Genomic DNA, 24,307 nt, shown 5'->3' on the forward strand with positions numbered 1-24,307 from the left:
CGCGGCCACGCCGGCGCAGGCCAGCAGCAGGGGGCGGCGCCCGAACGCGAGGCCGCGGCTCCCGGGCCGCAGCCGCTCCAGCAGGGCGTGGGAGGCGGCGAAGCAGGCCAGCCCGGCGAGCACCCGCTCGTAGGCCGTCGGGGCGTGCCCGATCCACGGGCCGAGCGCCGCCACGACCGCGCCGGCGAGGACGACGAGCGAGATCTCCGCCCGGCTGCGGCCGAACCGGCCGACCAGCAGGCGATAGGTCAGGGCGACGGCGAGTGCCCAGAGGGGCAGGAAGGTGCCCGTGGAAGCCGAGCCGTCGACGAAGGCCAGGACGGTGCCGGCGACCACCGGGAGCGAGGCCCGGATCGTCGAGTCGGTGAGGAGCCAGCCCGCGGCCGCGGCGACGGCCACCGCGAGGCCCAGCGTCGCGACGGTCGAGGAGCCCAGCGTCGGAGCGCCGCCGGACCACGTGGCGGCGCCGATCGCGACGGCGGCGGTCGCGAGGAGCAGGATCGAGCCGTCGAAGACGGCTCGGCGGCTCACGGACATGGGCCCCAGGCTAGTGGCCGGGTGGGTCAGTGCTGGTACGTGCCGACGAGTTGTGCACGACCTGTGGACTTGAACGCCAGATTGAAACCGACGACGGCCGGCGAGGCGTCGCCGTCGACCCCGAGGGACTCCTCCGTCACCCCGTGCACGACGAAGTAGTAGCGGTGCACCTGGTCGCCCGGGGGCGGCGCCGCACCCATGAACGCCTTGGCGCCGCTGTCGTTACGGACGTGGAAGGCGCCGTCGGGCAGGGTGTCGTCGCTCGCCCCGGCACCCGTGTCCAGGGAGGTGACGTCGGCCGGGATGTCGACGACGACCCAGTGCCAGAAGCCGCTGACGATCGGGGCGTCCGGATCGAAGCAGGTGACGACGTACGACTTCGTGCCCTCGGGTCCGGGCTCCCACGACAGCTGGGGCGAGGTGTCGCCGCCCGCGTTGACCTGGGCGTCGGCGAGCGGCTGCCCGTTGGTCACGTCGGTGCTGGTGACCGCGAACGACGGCACGGCCGGGAGCAGAGCGTAGGGATCGGGATGGACCGGTCGGTCGAGGCTCATGGCCTCGAGACTACGGGCATCGGGAATGATGGGGCCATCATGGATTTCCCCATCTACCCCTCGGGCCTGCGGCTCTCCGGCCGCCGCGTCGTCGTCGTCGGGGGAGGGCAGGTCGCCCAGCGGCGGGTGCCGGCCCTGATCGCGGCCGGCGCCGCCGTGTCCGTCGTCTCGCCCCACGTCACGCCGTCGCTGGAGGGCCTCGCCGGGTCCGGGGAGATCGCCTGGATCGAGCGCGGCTTCCAGGCCGCCGACCTCGACGACACGTGGTACGTCATCGCGGCCACCCGCGACACCGCCGTGAACGAGGCCGTCTCGCGGGCGGCGGAGGAGCGGCGCATCTTCTGCGTCCGCGCGGACGACGCCGTCGAGGCGACCGCCTGGACCCCGGCGGTGGGGCGGGAGGCCGGCCTGACCGTCGCGATCCTCGGCAACCGCGACCCCCGCCGGTCGGCCACGGTCCGCGACGAGGTGGTGGCGAGCCTGCGCGACGGGTCGCTCGCGTCGCGGCACCAGCGGGCCAGGATCCCCGGCGTGACGCTCGTGGGCGGCGGCCCCGGCGACCCGGAGCTGATCACCGTGGCGGGCAGGAAGGCGCTCATGGACGCCGACGTGGTCGTCGCCGACCGCCTCGCCCCGCGCGAGCTGCTCTCGGAGCTGCCCGCCGACGTCGAGCTCGTCGACGTCGCGAAGCTGCCGCGCGGCAGCGCGGCGAGCCAGGAGTCGATCAACGAGGTCATCGTCGACCGGGCGCGGGCGGGCAAGGCGGTCGTCCGGTTCAAGGGCGGTGACAGCTTCGTCTTCGGCCGCGGCTACGAGGAGGTGCTCGCCTGCCAGGAGGCCGGTGTGCCGGTCCGGATCGTGCCGGGCCTCACCTCGCCGGTCACCGTCCCCGGACTCGCCGGCATCCCGGTCACCCACCGGGGCGTCGCCCACGACTTCGTCGTGATCTCCGGGCACCTGCCGCCCGGGCATCCCGAGTCCCTCACCGACTGGTCGGCCGTCGCCGGACTCCACGGCACCGTGGTGCTCATGATGGCCGTGCAGAACGCGCCCGCCATCGCGTCGGCGCTGGTCGGCGGCGGCCGCGATCCCGGCACGCCGGTGGCGGTCGTCTGCGACGGCGCCATGCCCACGCAGCGCACCGTCTACGCGACGCTCGGCTCGCTGGCGGGGGTGCTGGAGGCGGAGGGCGTGCGCCCGCCCGCGATCATCGTCGTCGGCGAGGTGGTCCGGGTCGCCTGCCCGGAGGCGTTCTGATGGCTCACGTCGTCCGGGTGGACGACGCCGGGGACCCGCTGCTGGCCGACTACCGCGACCTGCGCGACGTGCAGCTGAGGCAGAGCCTCGAGGCCGAGCACGGCCTCTTCCTCGCCGAGGGCGAGAAGGTCGTACGCCGGGCGGTGGCCGCCGGCTTCGCCGTCCGGTCCCTGCTGATGAGCCCGAAGCGGCTCGACGGGCTCGCCGACGTACTGGAGTCGACCGAGGCGCCCTGCTTCGTCATGTCCGAGGCACGGATCGAGGAGGTGACGGGCTTCCACGTCCACCGTGGCGCCCTCGCCTCCCTCGAGCGCCGGCCGCTGCCGTCCGTGGCGGAGGTGATCGCCGGCGCCCGGCGGGTGGTGATCCTGGAGGGCCTGGTCGACCATGCCAACGTCGGCGCCGCCTTCCGCAACGCCGCCGCGCTGGGAGTGGACGCGGTCCTGCTCACCGAGGCGTGCGCCGATCCGTACTACCGCCGTGCGGTGAAGACCAGCATGGGCAACGTCTTCGCCGTGCCCTGGACCCGCTTCCGCCACATGCCGACCACGCTCGACCTGCTCGGTGCCCAGGGCTTCGCGACGGCCGCGCTCACCCTGGCCGACGACGCGATCACGCTGGACGAGCTGGCCGCTCGCCGGGACGAGCGGCTGGCGCTGGTCCTCGGCACGGAGGGCGCCGGGATCGACCGCCGCACCGCGACCCAGGTCGACCTCCGCGTCCGCATCCCCATGGAGCCCGGCGTCGACTCCCTCAACGTCGCCGCCGCGTCCGCCGTCGCGCTCTACGCCACGCGTGCGCGCACGGCACCGGCCTCCGAGCGGTCGTGGTGACCGCCTGCGGAGCTCGACGCCGAGCTCTCGAGCACGCTCTCACTCGCGGCGCGGAGTGACCGGCCAGTCGGCGGCGAACTCGTCGGCCACCTTGGCCTGCGCCTTGGTGAGCCTCTTGCGGGCGCGGTCGGAGAGGGCGTCGGCGAAGACCTTGCCGGCGAGATGGTCGCTCTCGTGCTGCAGGCACCGGGCGAGCAGTCCGTCGCCCTCGAAGACGACCGGCTCGCCGTCGAGGCCGACGCCCTCGACGCGGGCGTGGTCGGGCCGGGCGCGGTCGGTGAAGGCACCCGGGAACGAGAGGCAGCCCTCCTCGTCGCTGTCGAGCTGCCGGTCCTTCCCCTCGGGCAGGGTGAGCACCGGGTTGCACACCACGCCGACCCACCGCTCGCCTGCCTCGTCGGGGCAGTCGAAGACGAACATCGCCACGTCCTCGCCGATCTGGCAGGCCGCGAGGCCGACGCCGTCGGCGGCGTACATCGTCGCCACCATGTCCGCCGCGAGCGCTCGGAGGGGGTCGTCGAACGACGTCACCGGAGTCAGCGGCCGGTGCATGACCGGGGTGCCCCAGCGCGTGATCGGGCGGATGCTGCCGCCCTCGGGGAGTGGTCCGTACGGCGCGTGCATGCCGCTCAGGATAGAGCTGTAGCGCAATGTGTAACTCCGAGTTACAGTTTGTCGCATGTCCCTCCCGAACCCCTTCCGGGCCGGCGGCCGTCACGGTCTCGCGTCCACCGAGACGCGCGATCCCCTCGGCGTCCTCGTCGCCGGGCTGAGCCAGTTCGCCCAGAGCCCGATCCTCGACAAGCTCAAGGTGCGCAAGCAGACCGAGGCCACCGTCTTCACCGTGACGCGCAGCGGCTTCAAGGTCGCGACCACCGCCGGGCGCACCTTCGCCAAGGCCGGCAAGCGCGGCCAGAGCGGCACCCGCGCGCCGAGCGCCGGCCACCCCGGCGTCTTCGACCTCACCCCGACCGAGGACGAGCAGATGCTCGTCGACGTCGCCACCGAGTTCGCCGACGAGGCGCTCCGCCCGGCCGCGTCCGAGGCCGACACCGCCTGCGCCGCGCCCGACGAGCTGCTCAAGGCCTCGCTCGAGATCGGGCTGCCGATCCTCGGGGTGCCCGAGGAGCTGGGCGGCGTCTACGAGGAGCGCTCCGCCGTCGCCGGCGTGCTCGTCGCCGAGGCGCTCGCCAAGGGCGACATGGGCCTGGCCGTCGCCACGCTCGCCCCCGGCGCGGTCGCGACCGCCCTCAGCCTGTGGGGCACCGACGAGCAGCAGCAGACCTACCTCCCGGCCTTCACCGAGCCCTCCGAGAAGGGCGTTCCCGCCGCCGCCCTGGCGCTCAACGAGCCGAGCGTCCTCTTCGACGTCCTGACGCCCGCCACCACGGCCACCCGCCGGGGCGGCACGCTCGTGCTCGACGGCGTGAAGTCGCTCGTCCCGCGCGGCGCCGACGCGGAGCTCTTCGTCGTCGGCGCCGTGCTCGACGGCGCTCCGGTCCTCGTGCTGGTCGAGGCCGGCGCCGAGGGGCTCACCGTCGAGGGCGACCCGGCGATGGGCGTCCGCGCGGCGGGGTTCACCACCCTGACGCTCGACGGGGTCACGGTGTCGGAGGACGCGATCCTCGGCGAGGCCGACGGGTCGACGTACGCCGAGTGCGTGCGGCTCTCGCGACTGGCCTGGTGCGCGCTGGCCGTCGGCACCGCGCAGGCGGTGCTGGACTACGTGACGCCGTACGTCAAGGAGCGCGAGGCGTTCGGCGAGCCGATCGCCCACCGCCAGGCGGTGGCGTTCATGGTGGCCGACATCGCCATCGAGCTGCAGGCGATGCGCCTGCTCACCTGGAAGGCCGCCGGTCGCGTGGCCCAGGGCCGCGACGCCGGCCGCGAGATCGCGCTGGCCCGCAAGCTGTGCACCGACAAGGGCATGCGGATCGGCCTCGACGGCGTCCAGCTGCTCGGCGGCCACGGCTTCGTCAAGGAACACCCCGTCGAGCGGTGGTATCGCGACCTGCGCGCCATCGGGATCATGGAAGGCACGGTGCTCGTCTGATGGCGATCAATCTGGAAGACCCGAGGAAGTTCAAGCCGCTCGTCGAGCAGGTGCACCAGGTCGCGATGAACATGCTCCGGCCGATCAGCCGGAAGTACGACCTGGCCGAGCACGAGTACCCCAAGGAGCTCGACATGCTCGCGGCCATGGCCGACGGGCTCGCCGAGTCGGGCGCCAGCGAGGGCGCGGGGGCTGCCGGCGTACGCCGTGACAGTAAGGAGACCGACACCTCGGTCAAGAACGGCTCCAACCTCGCCTCGGTGCTCACCGTCGCCGAGATGTGCTGGGGCGACACCGGACTGCTGCTGTCCATGCCGCGGCAGGGCCTCGGCAACTCGGCCATCGCGAGCGTGGCCAGCGACGAGCAGCTCGAGCGGTTCAAGGGCACCTGGGCCTCGATGGCCATCACCGAGCCGAGCTTCGGCTCGGACTCCGCGAAGGTCACCACCACCGCGATCAAGGACGGCGACGAGTACGTCCTCAACGGCGAGAAGATCTTCGTCACCTCCGGCGAGCGCTCGGACTCGATCGTGGTCTGGGCGACGGTGGACAAGAGCCTCGGGCGAGCGGCGATCAAGTCCTTCCTCGTGCCCAAGTCCACGCCGGGCGTCAAGGTCGAGCGGCTGGAGCACAAGCTCGGCATCCGGGCCTCCGACACGGCGGTGATCACCTTCACCGACGCCCGCGTGCCGGCCGCCAACCTGCTCGGCTCGGAGGAGGTCAACGCCTCGGAGGGCTTCGCCGGCGCGATGGCGACCTTCGACAACACCCGGCCGCTGGTGGCGGCCATGGCCGTCGGCTGCGCCCGGGCGTCGCTCGACCTCACCCGCGAGCTCCTGGCGAAGGCCGGCGTGGAGGTCGACTACGACCGCCCGGCCCTCCTGCAGAGTGCCGCCGCCGCGAAGTTCCTCCAGCTCGAGGCCGACTGGGAGGGCGCGCACCTGCTCACCCTCCAGGCCGCCTGGATGGCGGACAACCGCAAGCCCAACTCGCTCGAGGCCTCGATGGCGAAGGCGAAGGCCGGCCGCGTCGGCTCCGACATCACGCTGTCCTGCGTCGAGCTCTGCTCCTCGATCGGGTACGCCGAGGGCGAGCTGCTCGAGAAGTGGGCCCGGGACTCCAAGATCCTCGACATCTTCGAGGGCACCCAGCAGATCCAGCAGCTGATCGTCGCCCGCCGCGTCCTCGGCCTCTCCAGCGCCGAGCTGAAGTAGCGCCCCACCCGCCGAGTGGGGCCTCCAGTCCAGTCGAGTGGGGTCTCAGGGCCGGTCGAATAGGGCCTCGCCGCCCGCCGAGTGGGGCCTTCAGTCCGGTCGAGTGGGGTCTCAGGGCCGGTCGAATAGGGCCTCGCCGCCCGCCGAGTGGGGCTTGGCGTGCGCCGACAGGGCACACGCCGCCCCACTCGGGGAATCGGAGCCCCCACTCGGCGAGTCGGAGCCCCCACTCGGCGAGTCGGAGGCCCTACTCGGGGAATCGGAGGCCCTACTCGGCGGGCGGGGAGGCCCCACTCGGCGGATGGCGGGGCGGGCGGGGGTCAGCAGCAGCAACAGCCGGACTGGTGCATCCAGAGCAGATGGGCCAGCAGCGCGCCGGCGGTGGCGGAGCTGAGGACGAGGGTGCGGGCGGCGGCCGGGGACAGCCGGCCGACCCGCTCGATCATCGCGTTCACGGCGTACATCAGTGGCCTCCACAGCAGGAGTCGGCGCCACCGGCGGGCGCGCAGTGGGCGGATGCGTTCGAGGGGACGTTGAGCGCGGGGTTGCGGTCGAAGAAGCCGTAGGGGAGGAGCTTGAAGCCGGCGTAGTCGACCGGCATCACCGGCCAGTCCTCGGGACGGGGGAAGTGGGTCAGCCCGAAGGTGTGCCACACGACGAGGTCGGCGCCGTCGAGGTTCCGATCCGCCGCCATGTACGCCGGCAGCCCGTCCCCGCCGGGGTTCTGGTTGACCAGGTCGCCCGCGGGGTAGCGCTCCTCCGGGTCGTAGGCGCTCACCCAGACCTGCTTGGTGGTGAAGGTCGCGCGCCGGTGCACCGACGAGCTCGGATCGGCGAGCAGCGTCGGGCCCTGCTCGGCGTGGAGGACGTAGCCGGTCGGGTTCCCGAGTCGGTTCACGCGCTCCGTGGAGTCGATGTGCCACACCCGGCCCACGGACGCGTCGGCGTCGCGGGCGCCCTCCGACTCCGACGCGATCGTGGTGGAGGTGAACGTGAAGGCGTTGCCCCACGGGTTGGCGTCGGAGACGGGGACCCGCGCGGCGTCGACCTCGCGGACGACGTTGACGACCCCGTCGACCATCATGTCGAGGCGGGCGCTGAAGAGGTGCTGGTGGAACGGCGCGCCGACGCCGGGAGCGACCTCGGTGGCGTACGGCCACTCCTCCATCCCCTTGTAGGCGCTGGGGAAGAGGATGCCGGTGAGCTTGGCCTCGCACTCGATCCTGCCGTCGAGGTAGAGGTACCAGTAGAAGCCGTAGTCGTAGTTGCCGACGGTGGTGAAGAACGAGATGACCAGGCGGCGCTGGCGGCGGACCTCCGAGACGCCCTCGACGAAGAGGTCGGTGTGCTTCCAGAGCGTGCCGAAGTCCTCCTCGTGCAGGCAGATGCCGTTGGCGATGGTCTGCGGGTTGCCGAACTCGTCGGCGAGCGTCACGTCGAAGTAGCGGATCTCGCCGAGGCAGTCGCACCCCAGCGTGAGCGAGTTGGCGAAGCGGCCGAAGATGTACTCGCCGGTGTCGAAGTAGTTCTGCCAGTAGCGGGTCGGGGCGGGATCGCCGTACGGCACCACCATCTCCGCGATCGAGGCGCGGTAGAGCACGGGGCGGACCTCGCCGTCGTGATCGGGGTCGGCGAACGCGATGTTGCTGAGGATCAGCCCCTCGCGCGCGTCGAAGCCGAGGTCGAGGGACCAGTTCGCCCACTCCACGTGGTCGCCGGCGACCCTGAAGGACGGCCCCTCGGGCTGGCTGATCTCGATCGGCTTGAGGCCCTCGAGCGGCGCCGGCCGGCCCTCGGGCAGGTGGAACTTCGAGGGCTCCTCGGGCACCGGGAGCAGCTCGTTGTCGATCACCTCGATCACCGACTGCGCGATCACGTCGACGTAGGCGCACAGTCCGTCGACCGGGTGGGCCCAGGGATGGTCGGTGGGGTCGGTGAACTGGAAGGCGAAGACGCGGATGATCCGCTTGCCCTCCTCGCCGGGGTTGTCGTAGTGGCCGGGGGAGAGCGGCGCGGTGACGACCTCCTCGGCGCTGAGGCCGCGACGGTCCAGGGCCGCGACCCAGTCCTCGCTGGCGCGGACGATCGGGTCGATGGCGGAGAACTCCTCGATCAGGATCGGGAGCTGGCCGTGGGCGGGGTCGACCGGGATCGTGTCGATCGTCCCGGCGGTGAGGTTGACCCGCGCGTCGAGGGAGTCGCCGGTCGCGGTGTCGAGCAGCAGGGCGCGGGCGATCCGGTCGGGCCGGCCGCCGGTGCCGGCCCGGAAGGCGAGGACCTCGCTCTTGTGGGGCTCCACCAGCCCGACGTACGCGAACCGGGTCGAGGCCGTCGTGTGGCCGCCCTCGGCGAGGAGGCGGGTGGTGGCGGTGATCTCCTCGCCGGTGAGGCTGGTGAGGGGGCCCGCGACGGTGCCGGTCCCGGGGTCGATGAGGGTGAGCTCGGTGGTCATGAGGGGGTGGTCCTTCACTCGGAGATGGTGTCGATGACGGTGGCGTAGGCGGCGGGGCGGCGGCGCTTGAGCCAGGCGGCCTGGGCGAAGCCGAAGGCCGGGAAGGCGGCCATGACGACGAGCATCCAGACCGTCAGGGCCCCGAGCGTCGGGTTGCCCTCGGCGTCGACGTCGCCGAGGAGCATCGGGAAGTTGGCGAAGAGGATCCAGGTGACCGCGGCGAGGCCGAGCGCGCCGATGCCCGGCGCGATCCAGGTCCGCCACAGCCCCGCGTCGATCCGGTTGCGGGTGAAGTAGACGATCACCGCGACGCACGTGGCCGCCATCAGGACGACGATCGCCACGGTGGCGATGCCACTGAACCAGTAGAAGACCTGGAGCACGGGGTCGAGCTTGAAGAGGGCGAACCCGACCAGCAGGACGAAGGCGGTCACGCTCTGGAGCAGCGAGGAGACATGAGGCGACTCGTGGCTCTCGTGGACCCTGCCGACGTGGCTCGGCAGCAGCGACGCGTTCGACATCGAGTGCTGGTAGCGGGTGATGACGTTGTGGAAGGAGAGCACGCAGGCGAAGAGCGAGGTCATCAGGAGGATGTTGATGACCTCGGCGCCGGCGGTGCCGAGGTACTTGTCGCCGGTGGTGACGATGAAGCCCGCGTAGTCGTTGGCGATCTCGTCGGCGAAGTCGCTGCCCCAGCCCTGCACGAGGGACCACGCGGTGAAGGTGTAGAAGACGGCGATGACGACGACGGCCGCGTACGTCGCCCGCGGGATCGTGCGCTCGGGGTCCTTCGCCTCGTCGCGGAAGATCGCGGTGGCCTCGAAGCCGATGAAGCCGGCCATGCAGAACATCAGGGCGAGCGCGGGCGTGCCGGAGGTGACGACCGACGGCTTGAACGAGTCGACGCTGATGCCGTCGTTGCCGCCCTGGACGAGGATGACGACCGAGAGCACGAGGACGATGCCGACCTCGGCGACCAGCAGGACGCCGAGGACCTTCGCCGACAGCTCGACGTGGCGGAAGCCGAGCACGCCGACGACCCCGACGAGCAGCAGCGCCCAGACCCACCAGGAGAGGCTCAGGCCGGTCTTGTCGTCCACCCAGGCGCCGAGCGTGTAGCCGAGATAGCCGTAGACCGCGATCTGGACGGTCGTGTACGTCAGGATGGCCAGCCAGGCGGCGGCCAGCCCGGCCGGGCGGCCGAGTCCGTAGCCGACGTACGTGAAGAAGGCCCCGGGCTTGGCGACGTACCGGCTCATGGTCGACAGGCCGACCGCGAAGAAGAGCAGGATGACGCCGCCGACGACGAACATGGCGGGCGCGCCGGCGCCGTTGCCCATGAGCGCGGCGAGGGGGAAGCCACCGCCGATGACGGTGAGGGGCGCCGCGGCGGCGACGACCATGAAGACGATGGCGCCGGCACCGAGGGTGCCGGTGAGCCGGCGGCCCGGCGCCGTGATGGGCGTCGCGGAGGCCGAGGCGTGGGCGGTGGTCATGGTGCTCCTGTTCGGGAGGGACGTGCGGGTGGTTGGCGCGTCCACCCTCACGTGCGCACGTTCCGCCGAGGAGTCGCCGACGCAACGTTTCCGCGGACGCCGAACGGGACTCGCCGGAGGCGGGATTCCCACACGGATGCCCTCCGCACGACATCGCCGCGTAACCGTCGCGAAACGACTCATGGCCTAGCCTCACCGCGTGATGCGGGCGCTGAGCCGGGCCATCGACTCGCCCCCGACGGTCGACGGGGTGGGGAAGGCCTCTCCCATGGCCGGGCTCTCCCGGCGCGCCCTCGGCATGGTCGACGTGCTGGCCCAGTCGGCGGGCGCCGTCGCCCCGACCGCCGCGGCCGTCACGACCCCGGCCCTCGTCGCCGGCCAGACCGACGGCTCGATCCTCGTCTGCATGCTCCTGGCCTGGGCCCTCAGCGGCGGGGTCTGCTGGGCGGTCGGGCACTTCGCCCGCCGGCTGCGCGCGCCGGGCTCGCTCTACACCTTCACCACCAAGGGCCTCGGCCCGGGCGCGGGCTTCGCGGCGGCGTGCGCCCTCATCGTCGGCTACGGGTTCGTCGCGATGTTCGGCGTGGTCGGCGCCTCGCTCTTCGCGGGCGACCTGCTCCACGAGGTCACCGGAATGCCGGTGAACCGGGTGACGGACGCCGTCGGCGTCGTGATCGCCGGAGCGCTCTGCTACGGCGTGCTGCGACGCGGCATCCGGATCTCCGCGCGCGTGACGCTGATCGTCGAGGCGGTGGCGGTGCTGCTCGTCCTCGCCCTGCTCGTCACCGTGCTCGCCCACGTCGGCGTCGGTGCGCTCGACGCGCCGTTCCACGGGCGGCTGGGCAGCCCCACGGCCCTCGTCGCGGGCACCACGGTCGCGATCAGCGCCTTCGTCGGGTTCGAGAGCGCCGCGGCGCTCGGCCGCGAGGCACGCCGGCCGTTCCTCACGATCCCTCGCACCATGCGATGGACGCTCATCGGCGCCGGCCTGGTCTACGTCGGCAGCCTCTACACCCAGCAGGTCGGCGCCCAGGCCTTCGGCGTCTCACTCGCCGACAACGACCTCGCGCTCACCTCGCTCGCCGACCACAGCGGCGTCTCCTGGCTGGCGCGGCTCCTCGAGCTCGGGCAGGTCACGTCGCTGGTCGCCTGCGCGATCGCCTCGCTGACCGCCCTGAGCCGCGTCGTGTTCACCCTCGGCCGCGAGGGACTGCTCTCGCCCCGGCTCGGCCAGGCCGACCCGCTGCGCGGCACCCCGCGCGGGGCACTGGTCGTGGTGGTCCCGGTGACGATCGTGGTCCCGCTCGTCCTGCTGCTCGGCGGGTGGGCGCCCTGGGACGCGATGAAGGTCCTGATCGTCGTGTCGGTCGCCGGCTACCTGCTCTCCTACGTCCTCGTGATCGCCTCGGCGCCGCTCTTCCTCGCCCGCATCGGCGAGCTGACCCGGCCCACGGCATGGGCGGCCGGCGCGCTGGGCACGCTCCTCGCCGGCCTGCTCGCGGTCTACCTCTGCGTGGCGGGGGAGCCGGTCGCGCTGGTGGTCCTCGCCGGCCTCGTCCTCGTGGGCGGTACGTCGTGGGGCTGGCTGCGCCGGGCCAGGGGCCGCGCCGTCGAGCGGATGGGCATGTTCGACGAGACCACCGCGGACGACCTCCTCGGGGCCGCGGACCTGGCTCGCCGGTGACCCGCGGGTGAGCGACTTCGGGGGCCGGCAGCCCAACGCGGTGCTGTCGGCGTTCGCCGTGCTCGAGGAGGTGGCACGAGCCGGCCCCGGGATCACCGCCCAGCAGATCTCGGCGAACCTCGGCCTGCCACGGGCCACGGCCTACCGGCTGCTCAACCTGCTGGTCCAGGACGAGTACCTCGTGCGGCTGCCCGACCTCACCGGCTTCGCCCTCGGCCGGAAGGTCGCCCTGCTGGCGGGGCTCTCCACTGAGCACGACACCACCCGCGAGGTGGAGTCGGTGCTCGACGCGCTCCGCAGCCGGATCCGCGGGGGCGTCCATCTCGCCCGGCTCGACGAGGGGCGACCCCGGTTCGTCGACGTCGACCCCGACTTCCCGCTCAGCGACCCGGCGCGGATCGGGGACGACCTCGCCGCCTCCGCGCTGGGGCGCCTCGTGCTCGCCGAGCGAGAGCAGCGAGCCGGTGTCACGCCGGTGCCCTACGCCGTGCAGATCGGGACGCTGACGCCGGGGTTCGGCTGTCTGGCGCTGGCCGTCCGCGATCCGGAGGGCCGGCTGCTCGCGGGACTCGCGCTGGCCCTGCCCGCGGCGCGGCTGGGCTCCCCGGCCGAGCTCGCCGACGGCGTACGCGCGGACGTGGAGCGACTCGCGACCCTGATGTCTCCCGGATCTCGTTAGGGTCCTCGCCATGACCCTGCTCGTCGTCTCCGCGACTCCCGAGGAGGCCGTCCACGTGCCGTCGACGGCGCGCCTGCTCATCACCGGCGTCGGGAAGGTGCCGGCGGCCGCGTCGGTGGCGGCCTTCCTCGCCGCCGACCCGGGGATCACCGAGGTGGTCAACATCGGCTCCGCCGGCGCCCTGCACGACCACCTGGAGGGGCTCCACGTCGTCGGCTCGGTGCTCAACCACGACCTCTCGGCCGACGCGCTGCGTGCCTTCGGCTACGACCCGCAGGAGTGGCTGCGTGTGGGGGAGAGCCCGATCCGGCTGGCGACCGGCGACCTCTTCGTCTCCGACCCGCTCGTCCGCGCCCGGCTGGCCGAGCTCGCGGACCTCGTCGACATGGAGGGGTACGCCGTCGCCTGGGCCGCCCGCCGCGCCGGTGTGCCCGCGACCCTGGTCAAGCACGTCTCGGACCAGGCCGACGCCGGGGCGATGTCGTGGCCGGAGCTGGTCGACCTGTCGGCCCGCGCCCTGGGTGAGTGGCTGACGGCGTACCTCGACGGCGCGGGCCGCCAGGTCACACCCTAGCGCGAGGAGTTGGCCGTCCGGCCGCGGACGATCCCGACGAAGGCCTGGGTGCGCTCGTCGTCGCCCTCGCGGAGCCACGCGAGCCCGATCGTGGTCGGCTCGAGGTCGGCGACCGGTCGCTGGACGGTGTCCTTGCGGCGGAAAAGCCTGGCGACGGACAGCGGGAGGACGACCACACCGGTCCCCGCGGCCACGGTCTCGACGGCGTCCTTCTCGGTCATCGGGGGCCAGGGCAGCTGCTCGGCCGACGGCGCCCACCCCGAGGGGTGCGGCGCCACCAGCTGCTCGTCGTCCAGGTCCCCGGTGGTGACCTCCTCGGCGGCGGCGATGAGGTGCTCGGCACCCGCGACCGCGACCTGGACCTCCTCGTAGAGCCGGATCAGGTGGAGCCCGTCGGTCTCCACCGGCAGCCGGACCAGCGCCATGTCGACCTCCCCGGCACGGACGGCGTCGAGCTGGGTCTCCTCGGTGACCGGGACGAGGACCAGCCCCTCGCGGGACCGCTCCCGCCACGCCCGCGCCCACTTGTCCGGCGTCGCACCCGTGACGTAGCCCAGGCGGAAGGTCATGGCGTCACCGTAGCCGTAGCCCGGGCCGGCGCCCGTCGAGACGCTCTCCGACCTGGTGAGCACGACCGGTGTCGACATTCCCCACCCTCGTACAGCGGAACAGAACATCTGGGTAACACTGGCCTAGACCGCCCTGCTGCTCGCGCGATTCCGGTAGCCTAAGTGCCGGACGGGCCTGGGCGGTCCGTCCTCGTCTCGTGTCAGGGGGAGGTGCGGTGCGTCGTCGCTGGTCCGGTCTGACGCTCGTCATGCCCTTCGTGCTCGCCGTCGCGGGGTGCGCCGGCGACGGTGACTCCACCGCCACGGTGACGGTGACGGCCGGTGCGTCGACCTCGGCGACGGCGACGACGTTGGCGACCATCGACCCGACCGCCGAGCGCGGCAAGGTCGAGGCGATCGACGGGCTCTCGGGCTACGCCCAGCAGCTGGCCCAGCAGGGGACGATCCGGATCGGCGTGAAGTACGACGCGCCCGGACTCGGCTACCTCAGCAACGGCGCCTCGGCGCCGAGCGGCTTCGAGATCGAGGTCGCGAAGATCCTCGCCGGCGGCTTGGGCATCTCGCCCGACAAGATCCAGTGGGTCCAGACCGTGACCTCGACCCGCGAGCAGGCTCTCACCAGCAACACGGCCGATCTGGTCATCGCGACGTACTCCATGACGCGCGAGCGCGAGCAGCAGGTCGGCATGGCCGGGCCCTACTACATCACCGGCGCGCAGCTGCTGGTCCGCGCCGCCGACCAGGCGATGCTCGCCAGTGTCACGCCTGGTCCCAACGGCAACCCGCGGCTGCGGTCCCTGCCGGCCTCGCTCGACGGCAGGATCTGCACCACCACCACCTCGACGACGGCGAACGTGATCGTCCACGAGTTCAAGCTGACGCCCGTGCTCAAGGAGTCCTTCGCCGAGTGCGTGAGCGCGCTGCAGCAGGGCACGGTCGACGCGCTGGCCACCGACGGCGTGATCGAGCTCGGCTACGCCGCGGCCTCCGGAGGATCGCTCAAGGTCATCGGCGATCCCTGGACCGAGGAGAAGTACGGCGTCGGCTACGCCAAGGGCCTGGCCGGCATGTGCGACTACATCCAGAAGACGCTGCTGCGAGCCTATAAGGACGGCAGCTGGCTCGCAGCCTTCGAGGACACGCTCGGTCAATCGGGCGCCGACTCGCCCGAGCCTCCTGCCTTCGAGCCATGCTGATGGCGAGGGCCGCCGAGACCCGGGCGTCGGTGTTCCCGGTCGCTCCGCTCCAGCTCCAGTTCACCTGCGCGACGGGGCTGGCGGCCCTCGCGCTGTTGATCCTGGGCGACGTCGGCCTGCCCCAGCGGCTCGCGATCATCGAGGGCGTCACGATCATCGCGCTGGCCTGCGTCGCCGGCTTCGGCGTCAGCGACGGTCGCCGGCCCGACCGGTGGATCCTCCTCGTCCCGGCGCTGGACACGCTCGGCATCGGCCTGATGATCCGCGAGGTCCCGGCAGCGGGGCTCTCTACGCTGCTGCTCTTCCCGGTGATCTGGCTGGCGACCTCCTACTCCGCCCGGACGCTCGTCGTCGGGCTCGGGCTCATGCTGGCCGCTGTCTGGCTCGCTCGCGTGCCCGGCATCGCCGGAGCGCCGACGACGCGCGCGTCGGTGATGGTCGGGGTGAGCTCCTCGTGCGCGCTCGGCCTGGTCGCCACCATGACGTGGTGGACCCGCCGCCGCTCCGACGCGCAGCACGTGCTGCTGCGGCGTCAGGCCTCGATGCTCGAGGGCGCGTTCGACCGCGCCAGCGTCGGCGAGGACACCGTGCGCCACGTGCTCGACGCGGTCCAGTTCGCCGTCCTCGGCTTCGACGCCGCCGGTCACCTCACGACCTCCAACCGTGCCGCCCGCCAGCTGGTCGAGAGCCTCTCGCTGCCGCCGACGTCGGACCTGGCCGCCCTGCCCTTCTATCACCAGGACGGGTTCACCCCCGTGGCGCCGGCGGACTTCCCGCTGACGCAGGTCCTCGCCGGCGGCTCGGCCGAGGACGCGCACTACTGGCTCGGGCACCCCGGCGAGGCACGGGCCGCGCTCGCGGTCTCCACGCGGGTGCTCCGCGACCGTCAGGGGCGGATCACCCAGATCGTGCTGGTCGCCAACGACGTGACGGCCGAGTACGAGGCGCTCCAGGCGCGCGACGACCTGGCGGCCTCGGTCTCCCACGAGCTGCGCACCCCGCTGAGCTCGATCATCGGCTACATCGACCTCGCCCTCGACACCCCGGACCTCGATCCCGACCTCCAGGAGCAGCTCGAGGTCGTCGCCAAGAACTCCGACCGGATGCTCGTCATCGTCAACGACCTGCTCGCGCACCGCGAGCGCGAGGCGACCGGCGCCCTGACGGTCACCAAGGTCCCGATGGACCTCGTCCCCGTCGTCTTCGACTCCGTCGCGGCGATCATGCCGATGGCGCACGACCGGCTCATCTCGGTCAACGTCGACGTCCCGCCGCGCCTGCCGCTGGTCGGCGACGCGCTCCGGCTGCGCCAGGTCATCGACAACCTGCTCTCCAACGCGATCAAGTACAACCGCGAGGGCGGCGAGGTCGAGGTCCTCGGATCGCTGCGCCACGACGCCACGCGCGGTGACCTGGTCGAGGTGTCGGTGAGCGACACCGGGCGCGGGATGACCAGCGAGGAGACCAGGCGCCTGTTCGAGCGCTTCTACCGCGCGTCGTCGGTGCGGGGGACCTCGATCCGCGGTACCGGGCTCGGCCTGAACATCTCCCGCGACCTCGTCGAGCTCCACCAGGGCACCATCAGGGTCGAGAGCGTGCCCGACGTGGGCACCACCATGACCGTCGTCCTCCCGGGGATCGCCGCATGAGCACCGAGCCCCTGAGCCTGATGCTCGCCTCCTCCGCCTTCGTCGCGGTCGCGGCGAGCGTCTTCGGCGTCACCACCCTCCAGCGCCACGACGACCGCGCCAACCGGCTCGACGCGGCCGCCCTGATCGCGACCTTCCTCGGCCTGATCGCGGCTCCTGCCGTCGGCAGGGTCGGCGCCTTCGAGGCATCCGGATCCGACCGCACGGCGGGCGCCGTCGTGGCGGTCATCCTGACGCTGGGAGCGGGCACCGGCGCGAGCCTGCTGTGGGCCTCCGCGCAGGCCTTCGCGGGCCGCACCCCGATGGTGGGCACCGCCGGCGCCGGGGTCCTCCTGGGCTGCGCCGCCACGGTCGTGCTCGCCCTGAGCCTGCCGCGGTGGGAGCTGATGCCGACGGCCGTCGTCGTCGGGCTGGGCTTCGCGTTCGCCGCGGTCGAGCTGCGGCGCGGCGCCATGTCCTCGAACCTCAACTCGCTCCTGCTCCAGGGCACGCTCTGGGCCAGCGCCGTCGCGATCGCGGTCCTGGCCGTCCTCGTCGGCGCCGACAAGGTCGGCCACGAGGACGGGTGGGCGGCGATCGAGGGAATCGTCGCCGCCACCTTCGTCGTCGCCGCGATGACCCTGATGGCGCTCCGCGTGGAGCGCTACGGCAACTGGTGGGCGCTCGGCGAGGAGCAGGACCGCACCGAGCTGGGGCTCCATGAGAACGGCGCCTTCACCGCCGAGGCGGTGGACCGCCTGGAGCGGTGCGCGAACTCCCACCAGCCCGTCAACCTCATCACCGCCGGGCTGCCGGGGCTCCACGAGCTCAACCTGGCCTACGGCCACCCGGTCGGCGACGCCGCGCTCCGCTGGGTCGCGGACGTCCTACGCCGTCAGGCGCCTCCGTCGGCCGTGCTCGGCCACCTGGGCGGGGGCCGCTTCGCGATGGTCACCTCACGGGATCCGGAGCTGGTGGCCAACTCGATTCTCACGGGCATGATGCGCGTGCCCCCGCCGGCGACGTTGCCGGTCCGCTTGACGCCCGTGTTCGCCTGGGCGTCCTCCGACGAAGCCGGATACGATCTGGAGCTGCTGCGGCAGACGGCTGACGAGAGGCTGAGCCATGTCCACTGAGTACCCCCTGACCGGGCTGACCGGGCTGCCGTCCTGGCAGAGCGTCCCCTCGCCGCGGGGCGGCCCCGACACGGACACGACCTCGCGCGTCGCGGCCAGGCAGCTCGAGCGGCGCCGGCCGACCGTGGGCTGCGTCGTGCCGGCCTACAACGAGGCGGTCTCGATCGCGGGCGTGCTCGACTCGATGCTCTCCCAGACCCGACGCCCCGACGCCATCCACGTCATCGTCAACAACACCACCGACGACACCGCCCGGATCGCGGCGTGGTACGCCGGTGCCCACGAGATGCTCGTCGACGGCGAGCGCGTGATCACCGAGATCCACGTGCACGACCTCGGCACGATGGACGACAAGAAGGTCGGAGCGCTCAACTACGGCTTCCGGCTCGTCGACGGGATGGACTACCTCCTGGGCATCGACGGCGACACCTCCGCCGACCCGTACGCCGTGCAGCAGCTGATCGAGGAGATGGAGAGCGACCCGACGATCGGTGGCATCTCGGCCATCTACAGCATCGACGACAGCGCCCTGGACGGCATCAAGGAGAAGTTCCTGATCTGCGGCCAGCGTGCCCAGTTCTCCTCGTTCAACATGCGCAACCTGCTCAACGACCGCCAGATGGCCGTGCTCGGCGGCCAGCTCTCCATCTTCTCGATGGAGGCGCTGCACGCGGTCACCTCGGCCGGCCACCAGATCCAGCCCTGGCTCACCGTGAGCGAGGTCGAGGACTCGCTGCTCTCGCTGCAGATCCAGAGCGCCGGCTACAAGACCATGATCAGCGCGACCGCACGCGCCAACGTCGGCGGCATGGACACCTTCCGCGCCCTCGACGCCCAGCAGGTCAAATGGAACTACGGCTGCATCGACCTGATGTGGCCCGGCGTGCGCGATGGCCACCGGGGCCAGCCGTTCCACCCCAACCTGCGGATCCGGTGGCTGGACAACTTCTCGATGCTCTTCAACGGCATCACCCGCGTCGGCTTCGCGATCCTCCTGACCTGCGCGCTGATGTTCCACGCCTTCGTCTTCAGCTGGTGGTGGGTCGTGCCTCCGGTGATCGGCTACCTGCTCAACATCCGCATCGCGCACAGCATGGCCAAGGTGACCCGCCGCGACTACCTCTTCGCCCTGCTGTTCTTCCCAGCGGAGTTCTACACGTGGGTCAGGCTGGGCCACTTCGTGCGGGCCTGGTCGCAGTTCTTCTTCGCGGAGGCGAAGGACAACTGGGCGGCGCAGGCCAAGGCGGAGTCCGGGAAGTCGTCGCTGCCGATGTGGCTCGTGCCGTTCGGCGTCACCACCGTCTTCTACACGAGCTGCGTGCTGGTGTTCGACCAGGTGCTGTCCGCCGTGGTCAAGTCCAACGTGCTGTGGGTCGGATGGCGTGCGCTCGGCGCCATCACGGTGATCCAGACGCTCGCGATGCTCATCCCGCTGCTGCGCCCGCACCGGGGCCTCAAGGCATGATCTGGTCGCGACGCATCGCGGTGGCGGCTGCTCTCACCGCGACGCTGTCCCTGACGGCCGCCTGCTCCGAGTTCGGCACCGGCGGAGGAGACGACTCCGGAAGCACCAAGGCCGCCAGCGCGCGCGCCGAGGTGACGACGGCCGCCGACCCCTACGAGACGCACTCGAAGACGGAGGAGGTCTACTCCGCCTTCACCCGCGACGGCACGTTCGAGACGCACACCTCCTCGACCGGCATCGACTTCGTGCTCACGGTCTACCCGACGAAGGCGACGCCGCGCACGCACGAGTGGTATCCGCAGGGCAACAAGTACTTCACCTTCACGTTCCAGTCCTACGACCTCGACGTGGCGATGCGTGACCCGTTCCGGCTCAAGCGCAAGACCTACCTCTCGCGCGTCCAGGTCACCTCGACGTCCGACTCGGCCTCCGGCGCGGCCACGTCGGCGTTCAACCTCGACGCGGACCCGCTCGACATCACGCTCGACCCGCATCCGCTGCGGTCGAAGAAGTACGGCCAGATGATCACCAACCCGAAGGGCTCGCTGGAGGTGCGCAACCAGGCCATCGGCGACCTGCCCGACGACACCACGATGGTGACCCTCGACTTCAAGTTCGAGGTGTGGGTGCAGGACGTGGCCGGCAAGAAGGCCTACACGAAGCAGACGGTCGAGGAGAAGATGCCGATCTTCATCTACAAGAGCGACACGCCGACGCGCGTGCTGCCGATCGCCATCGACGCCAACTGAGGCCCAACTGAGGCTCAGGGAGCCATCCGGTAGCCGACGTTCTCCACGGTCTCGATCCACCGGGCCGGCTCGATGACGTCGTTGAGCTTGCGGCGCAGCGACGCGACCTGCTGGTCGATCACGCGCTTGTCGTGCTCGGTGACGAAGTACGACGTCACGTAGCTCTCACCACGCGCGGCGAGCACCAGGTCCGCCTTGCTCCGGACGCGACGTCCGGTCGCCATGAGCGAGCGGAGCATGTCGAACTCGTCGGTGGACAGCGGCACGGGAGCGCCGTCCGCGGTCACCTGGCCGGTGCCGGCGTTGAGCTCGAGGCCGTTGTGGCGGAAGACCCCGCCCTCGCCCTCGGCGGGACGGCCGGCCGCCGGCGAGACCGACGGGGCGCTGGCGTAGTAGGCCGGCTCCTGGCGGTAGACCGGCTGGCCCTGGGGCTCCTGGGGTGGCTGGTAGACGGGCTGCTGGGCCGGGGGCTGGTAGACCGGCTGCTGGGGCGCGGGCTGCGGGGGCGGGGGCTGGTAGACCGGCTGCTGCTGCGCGGGCGGCTGCCACGTCGGCCACACCGGCTCCTGCGGGGCGGGCGGGGCGGCCTTGGGCTCGGCCTTGGTCGCGGGGGAGTCGCCCCGACGCCACACGCTCTCGTCGACCGGTGCCGCCGCCGGAGCCGGCACCGTGAGGTCGTCGGTGGTGACGCTGCGCGGTCGCCGCAGCAGGCTCGCGATCCGGGCGCGGAGCTCACGTGGGCGGAACGGCTTCGAGAGATACTCGTCGGCGCCCGCGTTGAGCCCGGAGATCACGTCGATCTCGTCGTCTTGCGCGGTGATCATGATGATGTAGGTCTCGCTGAACCGGCGGATGGCCGCGGCGGCCGCGACGCCGTCCATGCCGGGCATGGACACGTCGAGCGTGGTCAGCACGGGGTCGTGCATCCGCACCGCCTCGACGCCGTCCTCACCGTTGGAGGTGAGAATGGTCTCGAAGCCGCTCTGGGTGAGGACCGTGCGCAGCAGATTGCGCACATCGGGATCGTCTTCGACGATGACCGCGAGCTTTCGTCCGGACTCCATGGCCGCAAGCCTAGGACATCCACCCCGCCTCGCGCGCGAGGTCTACGGCACGCTCGGTCCAGAAAGTTCCCGCAACCGGCCCTCCGTTGCACGTGCCGTCGCTCTCACCGGGCGGCTTCACCCACAGATGGGCGTCCAGTCCGCCCCCGTCCTCGGTGGCGCCAGGCGTCAGCCCGAGCGCCCGGCCGGGCGGATTGCACCACTCGCCGGTGCCCCCGACGCCGTTGCGGCTGGAGTCGATCACGTAGTGGGCGGACGGCAGCTGGGCCCGCAGCGCCTCGGCGTAGGCCCGCTCGCTCGCGTCGTCGTCGTACCCGGAGACGTTCACGGAGAAGCCTCGCACCCGATCGACCCCGATCGCCGAGAGCATCTGGGCCATCGTGGTCGTGTCCGTCCAGTTGGCGTGGCCGGCGTCGACGTAGACCGTCGTCGCGTCCGCGAGCTGCCCGACGGCGGTGGAGAGGAGCTCCTCGCGCTCGGGCACCAGGCCGCAGCCGGGCGCGCTCGGGAGCGCGTCCGGCTCCAGGATGGTCGCCGAGTCGACGTCGCCGGCGGTGAGGGCGTCGGCGATGTCCTGGACCCAGGCGGTGTACTCGGCGGTGCTCAGCCCGCCCGAGGAGTGGCCGCCGGCGCAGTCCCGGCTCGGGATGCCGTAGACCACGAAGACCGGGAGCCGCCCGGACGCCGCCTCGAGGACCGTGGAGACGAAGGTGCCCACCGTGCCGGCGGGGTACTCCTCGGGCGTCAGCCAGATCGCCGTCGGGGTGCTGGCGATCCGCTGGACGATCGCCTGATCCTCCCCGGTGACCGTCGGCACGGCGGCCGCGGCCTTACTGCCGTACCAGGTGAAGAGCGGGCTCGCCGCCAGCGGGTTGGCGTTCGCCGACGAACTCTCGCTGTCGTCGGCGGCGGAGGACGAGGAGGATGCCGTCGCGGAGGCGTCGGAGTCGGAGCCGGTGGAGCCGCAGGCAGCCGCCGCCAGCATCACCGTTGCGAGGAGCAGAACGGTCCGGATCCCTCGCATCGGCATCCGATCAGTCTACGGAGAGGGTCGTGAGGGTTTGCGGGAGATCCGACCACGACCCGCCGACGGGACGTAGAGTGAGCGTGTGACATGGGGAATCGCACCGCGACGGCTCGTCGTGGGCCTGGTGATCGCGGCTCTGGCATCGCTGGTGCCCCTCGTCGCGCCGCGCGTGATGCTCAGTCGCGGCGAGGCGGCCGGGAGCTCGACGATCTTCGGGGTCGTCGTGGACGGGAGGCACAGGCCGATCCGTGCGACGGTCGCGCTCTTCGACGGCAACTGGTCCTACATCGGCACCGTGACCACCTCGAGCGGCGGCGTCTTCCGCATGTCCAGCCTCTCGGCCGGCACCTACCACCTCCAGGCGAGCGATCGCCGGGCCTCCTGGGACGTCAAGAAGGCCGCCCGCACGGATGCGACGGTCACGGTGGGCGCCGGGCAGAGCGTGCAGCGGGACATCGTCATGGGACGCGGCGCCTTCGTCTACGGCACGGTCAAGCTCGGGAAGGGCAAGGGCCGGGCCGCGAAGTCGGCGACGGTGCGGGTCGCGAACGAGTACGGCGCCAGCTTCACGACGACGACCGACAAGAAGGGCCGCTTCGCGCTCGGCGGGCTGCCGGGCAACCAGAGCTACAGCCTCTACTTCTGGGACGCCAAGAACCACTGGACCGGCCGGAGCGTCTGGCTCGGCAAGCTGAAGCCGGGCCGCGGCCGCGGCGTCAGCCGCCGGCTGCACACCCGCGCGGCGTCGTACGTCGGCGTCCTGCGGGTCAACGGCTATCCGGCCGGCGGCTGGATCTGGGCGACGGTCGTCAGCAAGTCGACCGGTCAGTGGTGGACCGCCCCGATCGTCAACGGCGACCTGTCCCGCTTCCGGGGCCTGTACCCCGGCGCCTACGTCCTGCAGCTGCCCGCCAACAGCCAGATCGTCGCGCAGTCGCTCTCCATGCCGGTGACCCGGGCGGGACGCTCCGCCCTGGTGCGCCTGGACGCGACGCCCCAGCCGGCGCCCGTGGCGACCCCCACGACCGAGACGGCATCCAGCTCACCTACCAGCAGCGCGTCGAGCACGGCGTCGAGCACGGCGTCGAGCACCGCCTCCAGCACAGCATCGAGCACGGCGTCCAGCACCGCGTCGAGCACCGCGAGCACGAGCGCCACCGCGACGTCGACCGGGTCGGCGACGGCGAGCGCGACCACGACGCCGTAGGACGCCTGCGAGCGGGATGCCCTACGCTGGGCGGGCCAGTCGTGCTCCCCTGGGGAGTCGGGGAACCCGGTGAGAGTCCGGGACTGACGCGCAGCGGTGAGGGTGACGGGCGGAGCACGCCAGCGATGGCAGCCACTGGAGGCGACTCCGGGAAGGCGCTCCGGCCCGGTCGATCCCGAGTCCGAAGACCTGCTGGCCCTGGCGGCAACCGTCGCGAGGTCGAGGACGGATCCCGCGACAGGGTCCCTGGCCAGAAGGTCCGCTCATGCAGGACACATCCCCGCCGGCCGTGCGGAGCCGCGCCGATCGCTGCCCGGGCGCGCTGCGCCCGTGGCCGGCCGAGGACGGGCTCCTCGTCCGGCTGCGACTGATCGGCGGCCGGATCCGCGCGGAGCAGCTGCGGGCGCTGGGCGACCTCGCGGTCGCGTACGGCGACGGGCGGGTGCACCCGACCTCCCGGGCCAACCTCCAGGTGCGGGGCCTCCCGGGCGGCGCCGGGCAGCTCGACGAGGAGGTCCTGGCGGCACTCGCGGCGACCGGGCTGCTGCCGACCCGCACCCACGAGCTGGTCCGCAACGTCATGGTCTCCCCGCAGACGGGGCTGGAGACCTCGCCCGGGGGCCGTGCCGACCTGCGTCCCGTCGCCACGGAGCTGGACCGGCTGCTGTGCGCCGACCCGCTCCTCGCCGGGCTGCCGGGGCGATTCCTCGTCGTGCTCGACGACGGGCGCGGCGACCTGCTGACGCGGCCCTGCGACCTCGGCCTCGTCGCCCTCGACGCGCGCACCGCCCAGCTGCGCGTCGGGACGGGATGGGGCGAGGTGGTCCCGCTCGCCCGTGCCGCGGAGCGCCTGGCGGCGCTCGCCCACGACTTCGCGGTACGCCGGGGGACCGGCCCCTCGGCGCCCTGGCACGTCGCCGAGCTGGACGCTCC

Annotated in this window: 23 protein-coding genes and 1 riboswitch; of the genes, 14 read left to right on the forward strand and 9 right to left on the reverse strand. The window is 72.2% G+C overall.

Features of this window, described 5'->3' with window-relative positions; genetic code table 11:
• Positions 1-537: hypothetical protein (locus tag QM572_RS08095; RefSeq protein WP_415091871.1), on the reverse strand; the 537-nt coding region annotated here is incomplete at its 3' end.
• A gap of 26 nt (positions 538-563) precedes the next feature.
• Positions 564-1,091, reverse strand: a complete 528-nt coding sequence (locus QM572_RS08100) for a YbhB/YbcL family Raf kinase inhibitor-like protein (protein WP_415091873.1) — start codon at positions 1,089-1,091, stop codon at positions 564-566.
• A gap of 39 nt (positions 1,092-1,130) precedes the next feature.
• Between QM572_RS08100 and cobA the strand changes: the two genes are divergently transcribed.
• Together cobA and QM572_RS08110 are read left to right on the forward strand one after the other, a co-directional pair.
• The gene (gene cobA, locus QM572_RS08105) at positions 1,131-2,348 is read left to right on the forward strand and encodes a uroporphyrinogen-III C-methyltransferase (RefSeq protein ID WP_415091875.1); all 1,218 of its coding nucleotides are present in this window, start codon (positions 1,131-1,133) and stop codon (positions 2,346-2,348) included.
• The gene (locus tag QM572_RS08110; protein ID WP_415091877.1) at positions 2,348-3,181 is read left to right on the forward strand and encodes a TrmH family RNA methyltransferase; all 834 of its coding nucleotides are present in this window, start codon (positions 2,348-2,350) and stop codon (positions 3,179-3,181) included. The genes cobA and QM572_RS08110 overlap by 1 nt, the downstream gene beginning before the upstream one ends.
• Before the next feature lie 39 nt (positions 3,182-3,220).
• Here QM572_RS08110 and def read toward each other — a convergent pair whose 3' ends face one another.
• Positions 3,221-3,805, reverse strand: coding sequence for a peptide deformylase (gene def / locus QM572_RS08115; RefSeq protein ID WP_415091879.1), 585 nt, complete (start codon positions 3,803-3,805; stop codon positions 3,221-3,223).
• Between the two features lie 55 nt (positions 3,806-3,860).
• Here def and QM572_RS08120 point away from each other — a divergent pair, with 55 nt between their 5' ends.
• Positions 3,861-5,234: an acyl-CoA dehydrogenase family protein gene (locus QM572_RS08120; RefSeq protein ID WP_415091881.1), complete on the forward strand. Its 1,374-nt coding sequence runs from the start codon at positions 3,861-3,863 to the stop codon at positions 5,232-5,234.
• Positions 5,234-6,448, forward strand: a complete 1,215-nt coding sequence (locus QM572_RS08125) for an acyl-CoA dehydrogenase family protein (protein WP_415091883.1) — start codon at positions 5,234-5,236, stop codon at positions 6,446-6,448. The genes QM572_RS08120 and QM572_RS08125 overlap by 1 nt, the downstream gene beginning before the upstream one ends.
• A 320-nt stretch (positions 6,449-6,768) precedes the next feature.
• Here the strand turns inward: QM572_RS08125 and QM572_RS08130 are convergent, their stop codons facing one another.
• The 3 genes from QM572_RS08130 to QM572_RS08140 are packed head-to-tail and all read right to left on the reverse strand — an operon-like array spanning position 6,769 to position 10,396.
• Positions 6,769-6,912 (reverse strand): hypothetical protein, encoded by a 144-nt coding sequence (locus tag QM572_RS08130; RefSeq protein ID WP_415091885.1) that lies wholly within the window; start codon positions 6,910-6,912, stop codon positions 6,769-6,771.
• Positions 6,912-8,918, reverse strand: coding sequence for a primary-amine oxidase (locus tag QM572_RS08135; protein ID WP_415091887.1), 2,007 nt, complete (start codon positions 8,916-8,918; stop codon positions 6,912-6,914). The genes QM572_RS08130 and QM572_RS08135 overlap by 1 nt, the downstream gene beginning before the upstream one ends.
• On the reverse strand, positions 8,915-10,396 hold the full coding sequence (locus tag QM572_RS08140; RefSeq protein ID WP_415091889.1) for an APC family permease: 1,482 nt from the start codon (positions 10,394-10,396) through the stop codon (positions 8,915-8,917). Before QM572_RS08140 ends, QM572_RS08135 begins: the two co-directional genes overlap by 4 nt.
• Positions 10,397-10,598: 202 nt before the next feature.
• Between QM572_RS08140 and QM572_RS08145 the strand changes: the two genes are divergently transcribed.
• From QM572_RS08145 to QM572_RS08155, 3 genes are read left to right on the forward strand one after another with little or no spacing between them, the layout of a single operon-like run.
• Positions 10,599-12,080 (forward strand): APC family permease, encoded by a 1,482-nt coding sequence (locus tag QM572_RS08145; protein ID WP_415091915.1) that lies wholly within the window; start codon positions 10,599-10,601, stop codon positions 12,078-12,080.
• Positions 12,081-12,087: 7 nt separating this feature from the next.
• Positions 12,088-12,759 carry a helix-turn-helix domain-containing protein gene (locus tag QM572_RS08150; RefSeq protein WP_415091891.1) on the forward strand — a complete coding sequence of 224 codons (672 nt, stop codon included), beginning with the start codon at positions 12,088-12,090 and terminating at the stop codon, positions 12,757-12,759.
• 10 nt (positions 12,760-12,769) lie between these two features.
• The gene (locus tag QM572_RS08155) at positions 12,770-13,333 is read left to right on the forward strand and encodes a nucleosidase (RefSeq protein ID WP_415091893.1); all 564 of its coding nucleotides are present in this window, start codon (positions 12,770-12,772) and stop codon (positions 13,331-13,333) included.
• Here the strand turns inward: QM572_RS08155 and QM572_RS08160 are convergent.
• Positions 13,330-13,980 (reverse strand): LysR substrate-binding domain-containing protein, encoded by a 651-nt coding sequence (locus tag QM572_RS08160; RefSeq protein WP_415091895.1) that lies wholly within the window; start codon positions 13,978-13,980, stop codon positions 13,330-13,332. The two genes, QM572_RS08155 and QM572_RS08160, sit on opposite strands and share 4 nt — an antisense overlap.
• Positions 13,981-14,150: 170 nt before the next feature.
• Here QM572_RS08160 and QM572_RS08165 point away from each other — a divergent pair, with 170 nt between their 5' ends.
• From QM572_RS08165 to QM572_RS08185, 5 genes are read left to right on the forward strand one after another with little or no spacing between them, the layout of a single operon-like run.
• Complete coding sequence (locus QM572_RS08165; protein ID WP_415091897.1) at positions 14,151-15,098, forward strand: transporter substrate-binding domain-containing protein; 948 nt, start codon at positions 14,151-14,153, stop codon at positions 15,096-15,098.
• A complete protein-coding gene (locus tag QM572_RS08170) occupies positions 15,092-16,747 on the forward strand; it encodes a sensor histidine kinase (RefSeq protein ID WP_415091899.1) in 1,656 nt (551 codons plus the stop codon). Before QM572_RS08165 ends, QM572_RS08170 begins: the two co-directional genes overlap by 7 nt.
• Entirely contained in the window at positions 16,744-17,862 is a 1,119-nt protein-coding gene (locus QM572_RS08175; protein WP_415091901.1) for a GGDEF domain-containing protein, read from the forward strand. The genes QM572_RS08170 and QM572_RS08175 overlap by 4 nt, the downstream gene beginning before the upstream one ends.
• Positions 17,852-19,327 (forward strand): glycosyltransferase, encoded by a 1,476-nt coding sequence (locus QM572_RS08180; protein ID WP_415091903.1) that lies wholly within the window; start codon positions 17,852-17,854, stop codon positions 19,325-19,327. Before QM572_RS08175 ends, QM572_RS08180 begins: the two co-directional genes overlap by 11 nt.
• On the forward strand, positions 19,324-20,076 hold the full coding sequence (locus QM572_RS08185) for a hypothetical protein (protein ID WP_415091905.1): 753 nt from the start codon (positions 19,324-19,326) through the stop codon (positions 20,074-20,076). Before QM572_RS08180 ends, QM572_RS08185 begins: the two co-directional genes overlap by 4 nt.
• Positions 20,077-20,090: 14 nt before the next feature.
• Here the strand turns inward: QM572_RS08185 and QM572_RS08190 are convergent, their stop codons facing one another.
• Positions 20,091-21,140, reverse strand: coding sequence for a response regulator transcription factor (locus tag QM572_RS08190; RefSeq protein WP_415091907.1), 1,050 nt, complete (start codon positions 21,138-21,140; stop codon positions 20,091-20,093).
• A gap of 10 nt (positions 21,141-21,150) precedes the next feature.
• The gene (locus tag QM572_RS08195) at positions 21,151-22,170 is read right to left on the reverse strand and encodes a glycoside hydrolase family 6 protein (RefSeq protein ID WP_415091909.1); all 1,020 of its coding nucleotides are present in this window, start codon (positions 22,168-22,170) and stop codon (positions 21,151-21,153) included.
• Between the two features lie 79 nt (positions 22,171-22,249).
• Between QM572_RS08195 and QM572_RS08200 the strand changes: the two genes are divergently transcribed.
• Together QM572_RS08200 and QM572_RS08205 are read left to right on the forward strand one after the other, a co-directional pair.
• A complete protein-coding gene (locus tag QM572_RS08200) occupies positions 22,250-23,374 on the forward strand; it encodes an MSCRAMM family protein (RefSeq protein ID WP_415091911.1) in 1,125 nt (374 codons plus the stop codon).
• A gap of 60 nt (positions 23,375-23,434) precedes the next feature.
• A riboswitch (cobalamin riboswitch) is annotated at positions 23,435-23,564 on the forward strand.
• Between the two features lie 75 nt (positions 23,565-23,639).
• Positions 23,640-24,307 (forward strand): nitrite reductase (locus tag QM572_RS08205; protein WP_415091913.1); only part of this gene is annotated, 668 nt, incomplete at its 3' end.

This window comes from Nocardioides sp. (genome assembly GCF_047607365.1).
Lineage (GTDB): Bacteria > Actinomycetota > Actinomycetes > Propionibacteriales > Nocardioidaceae > Nocardioides.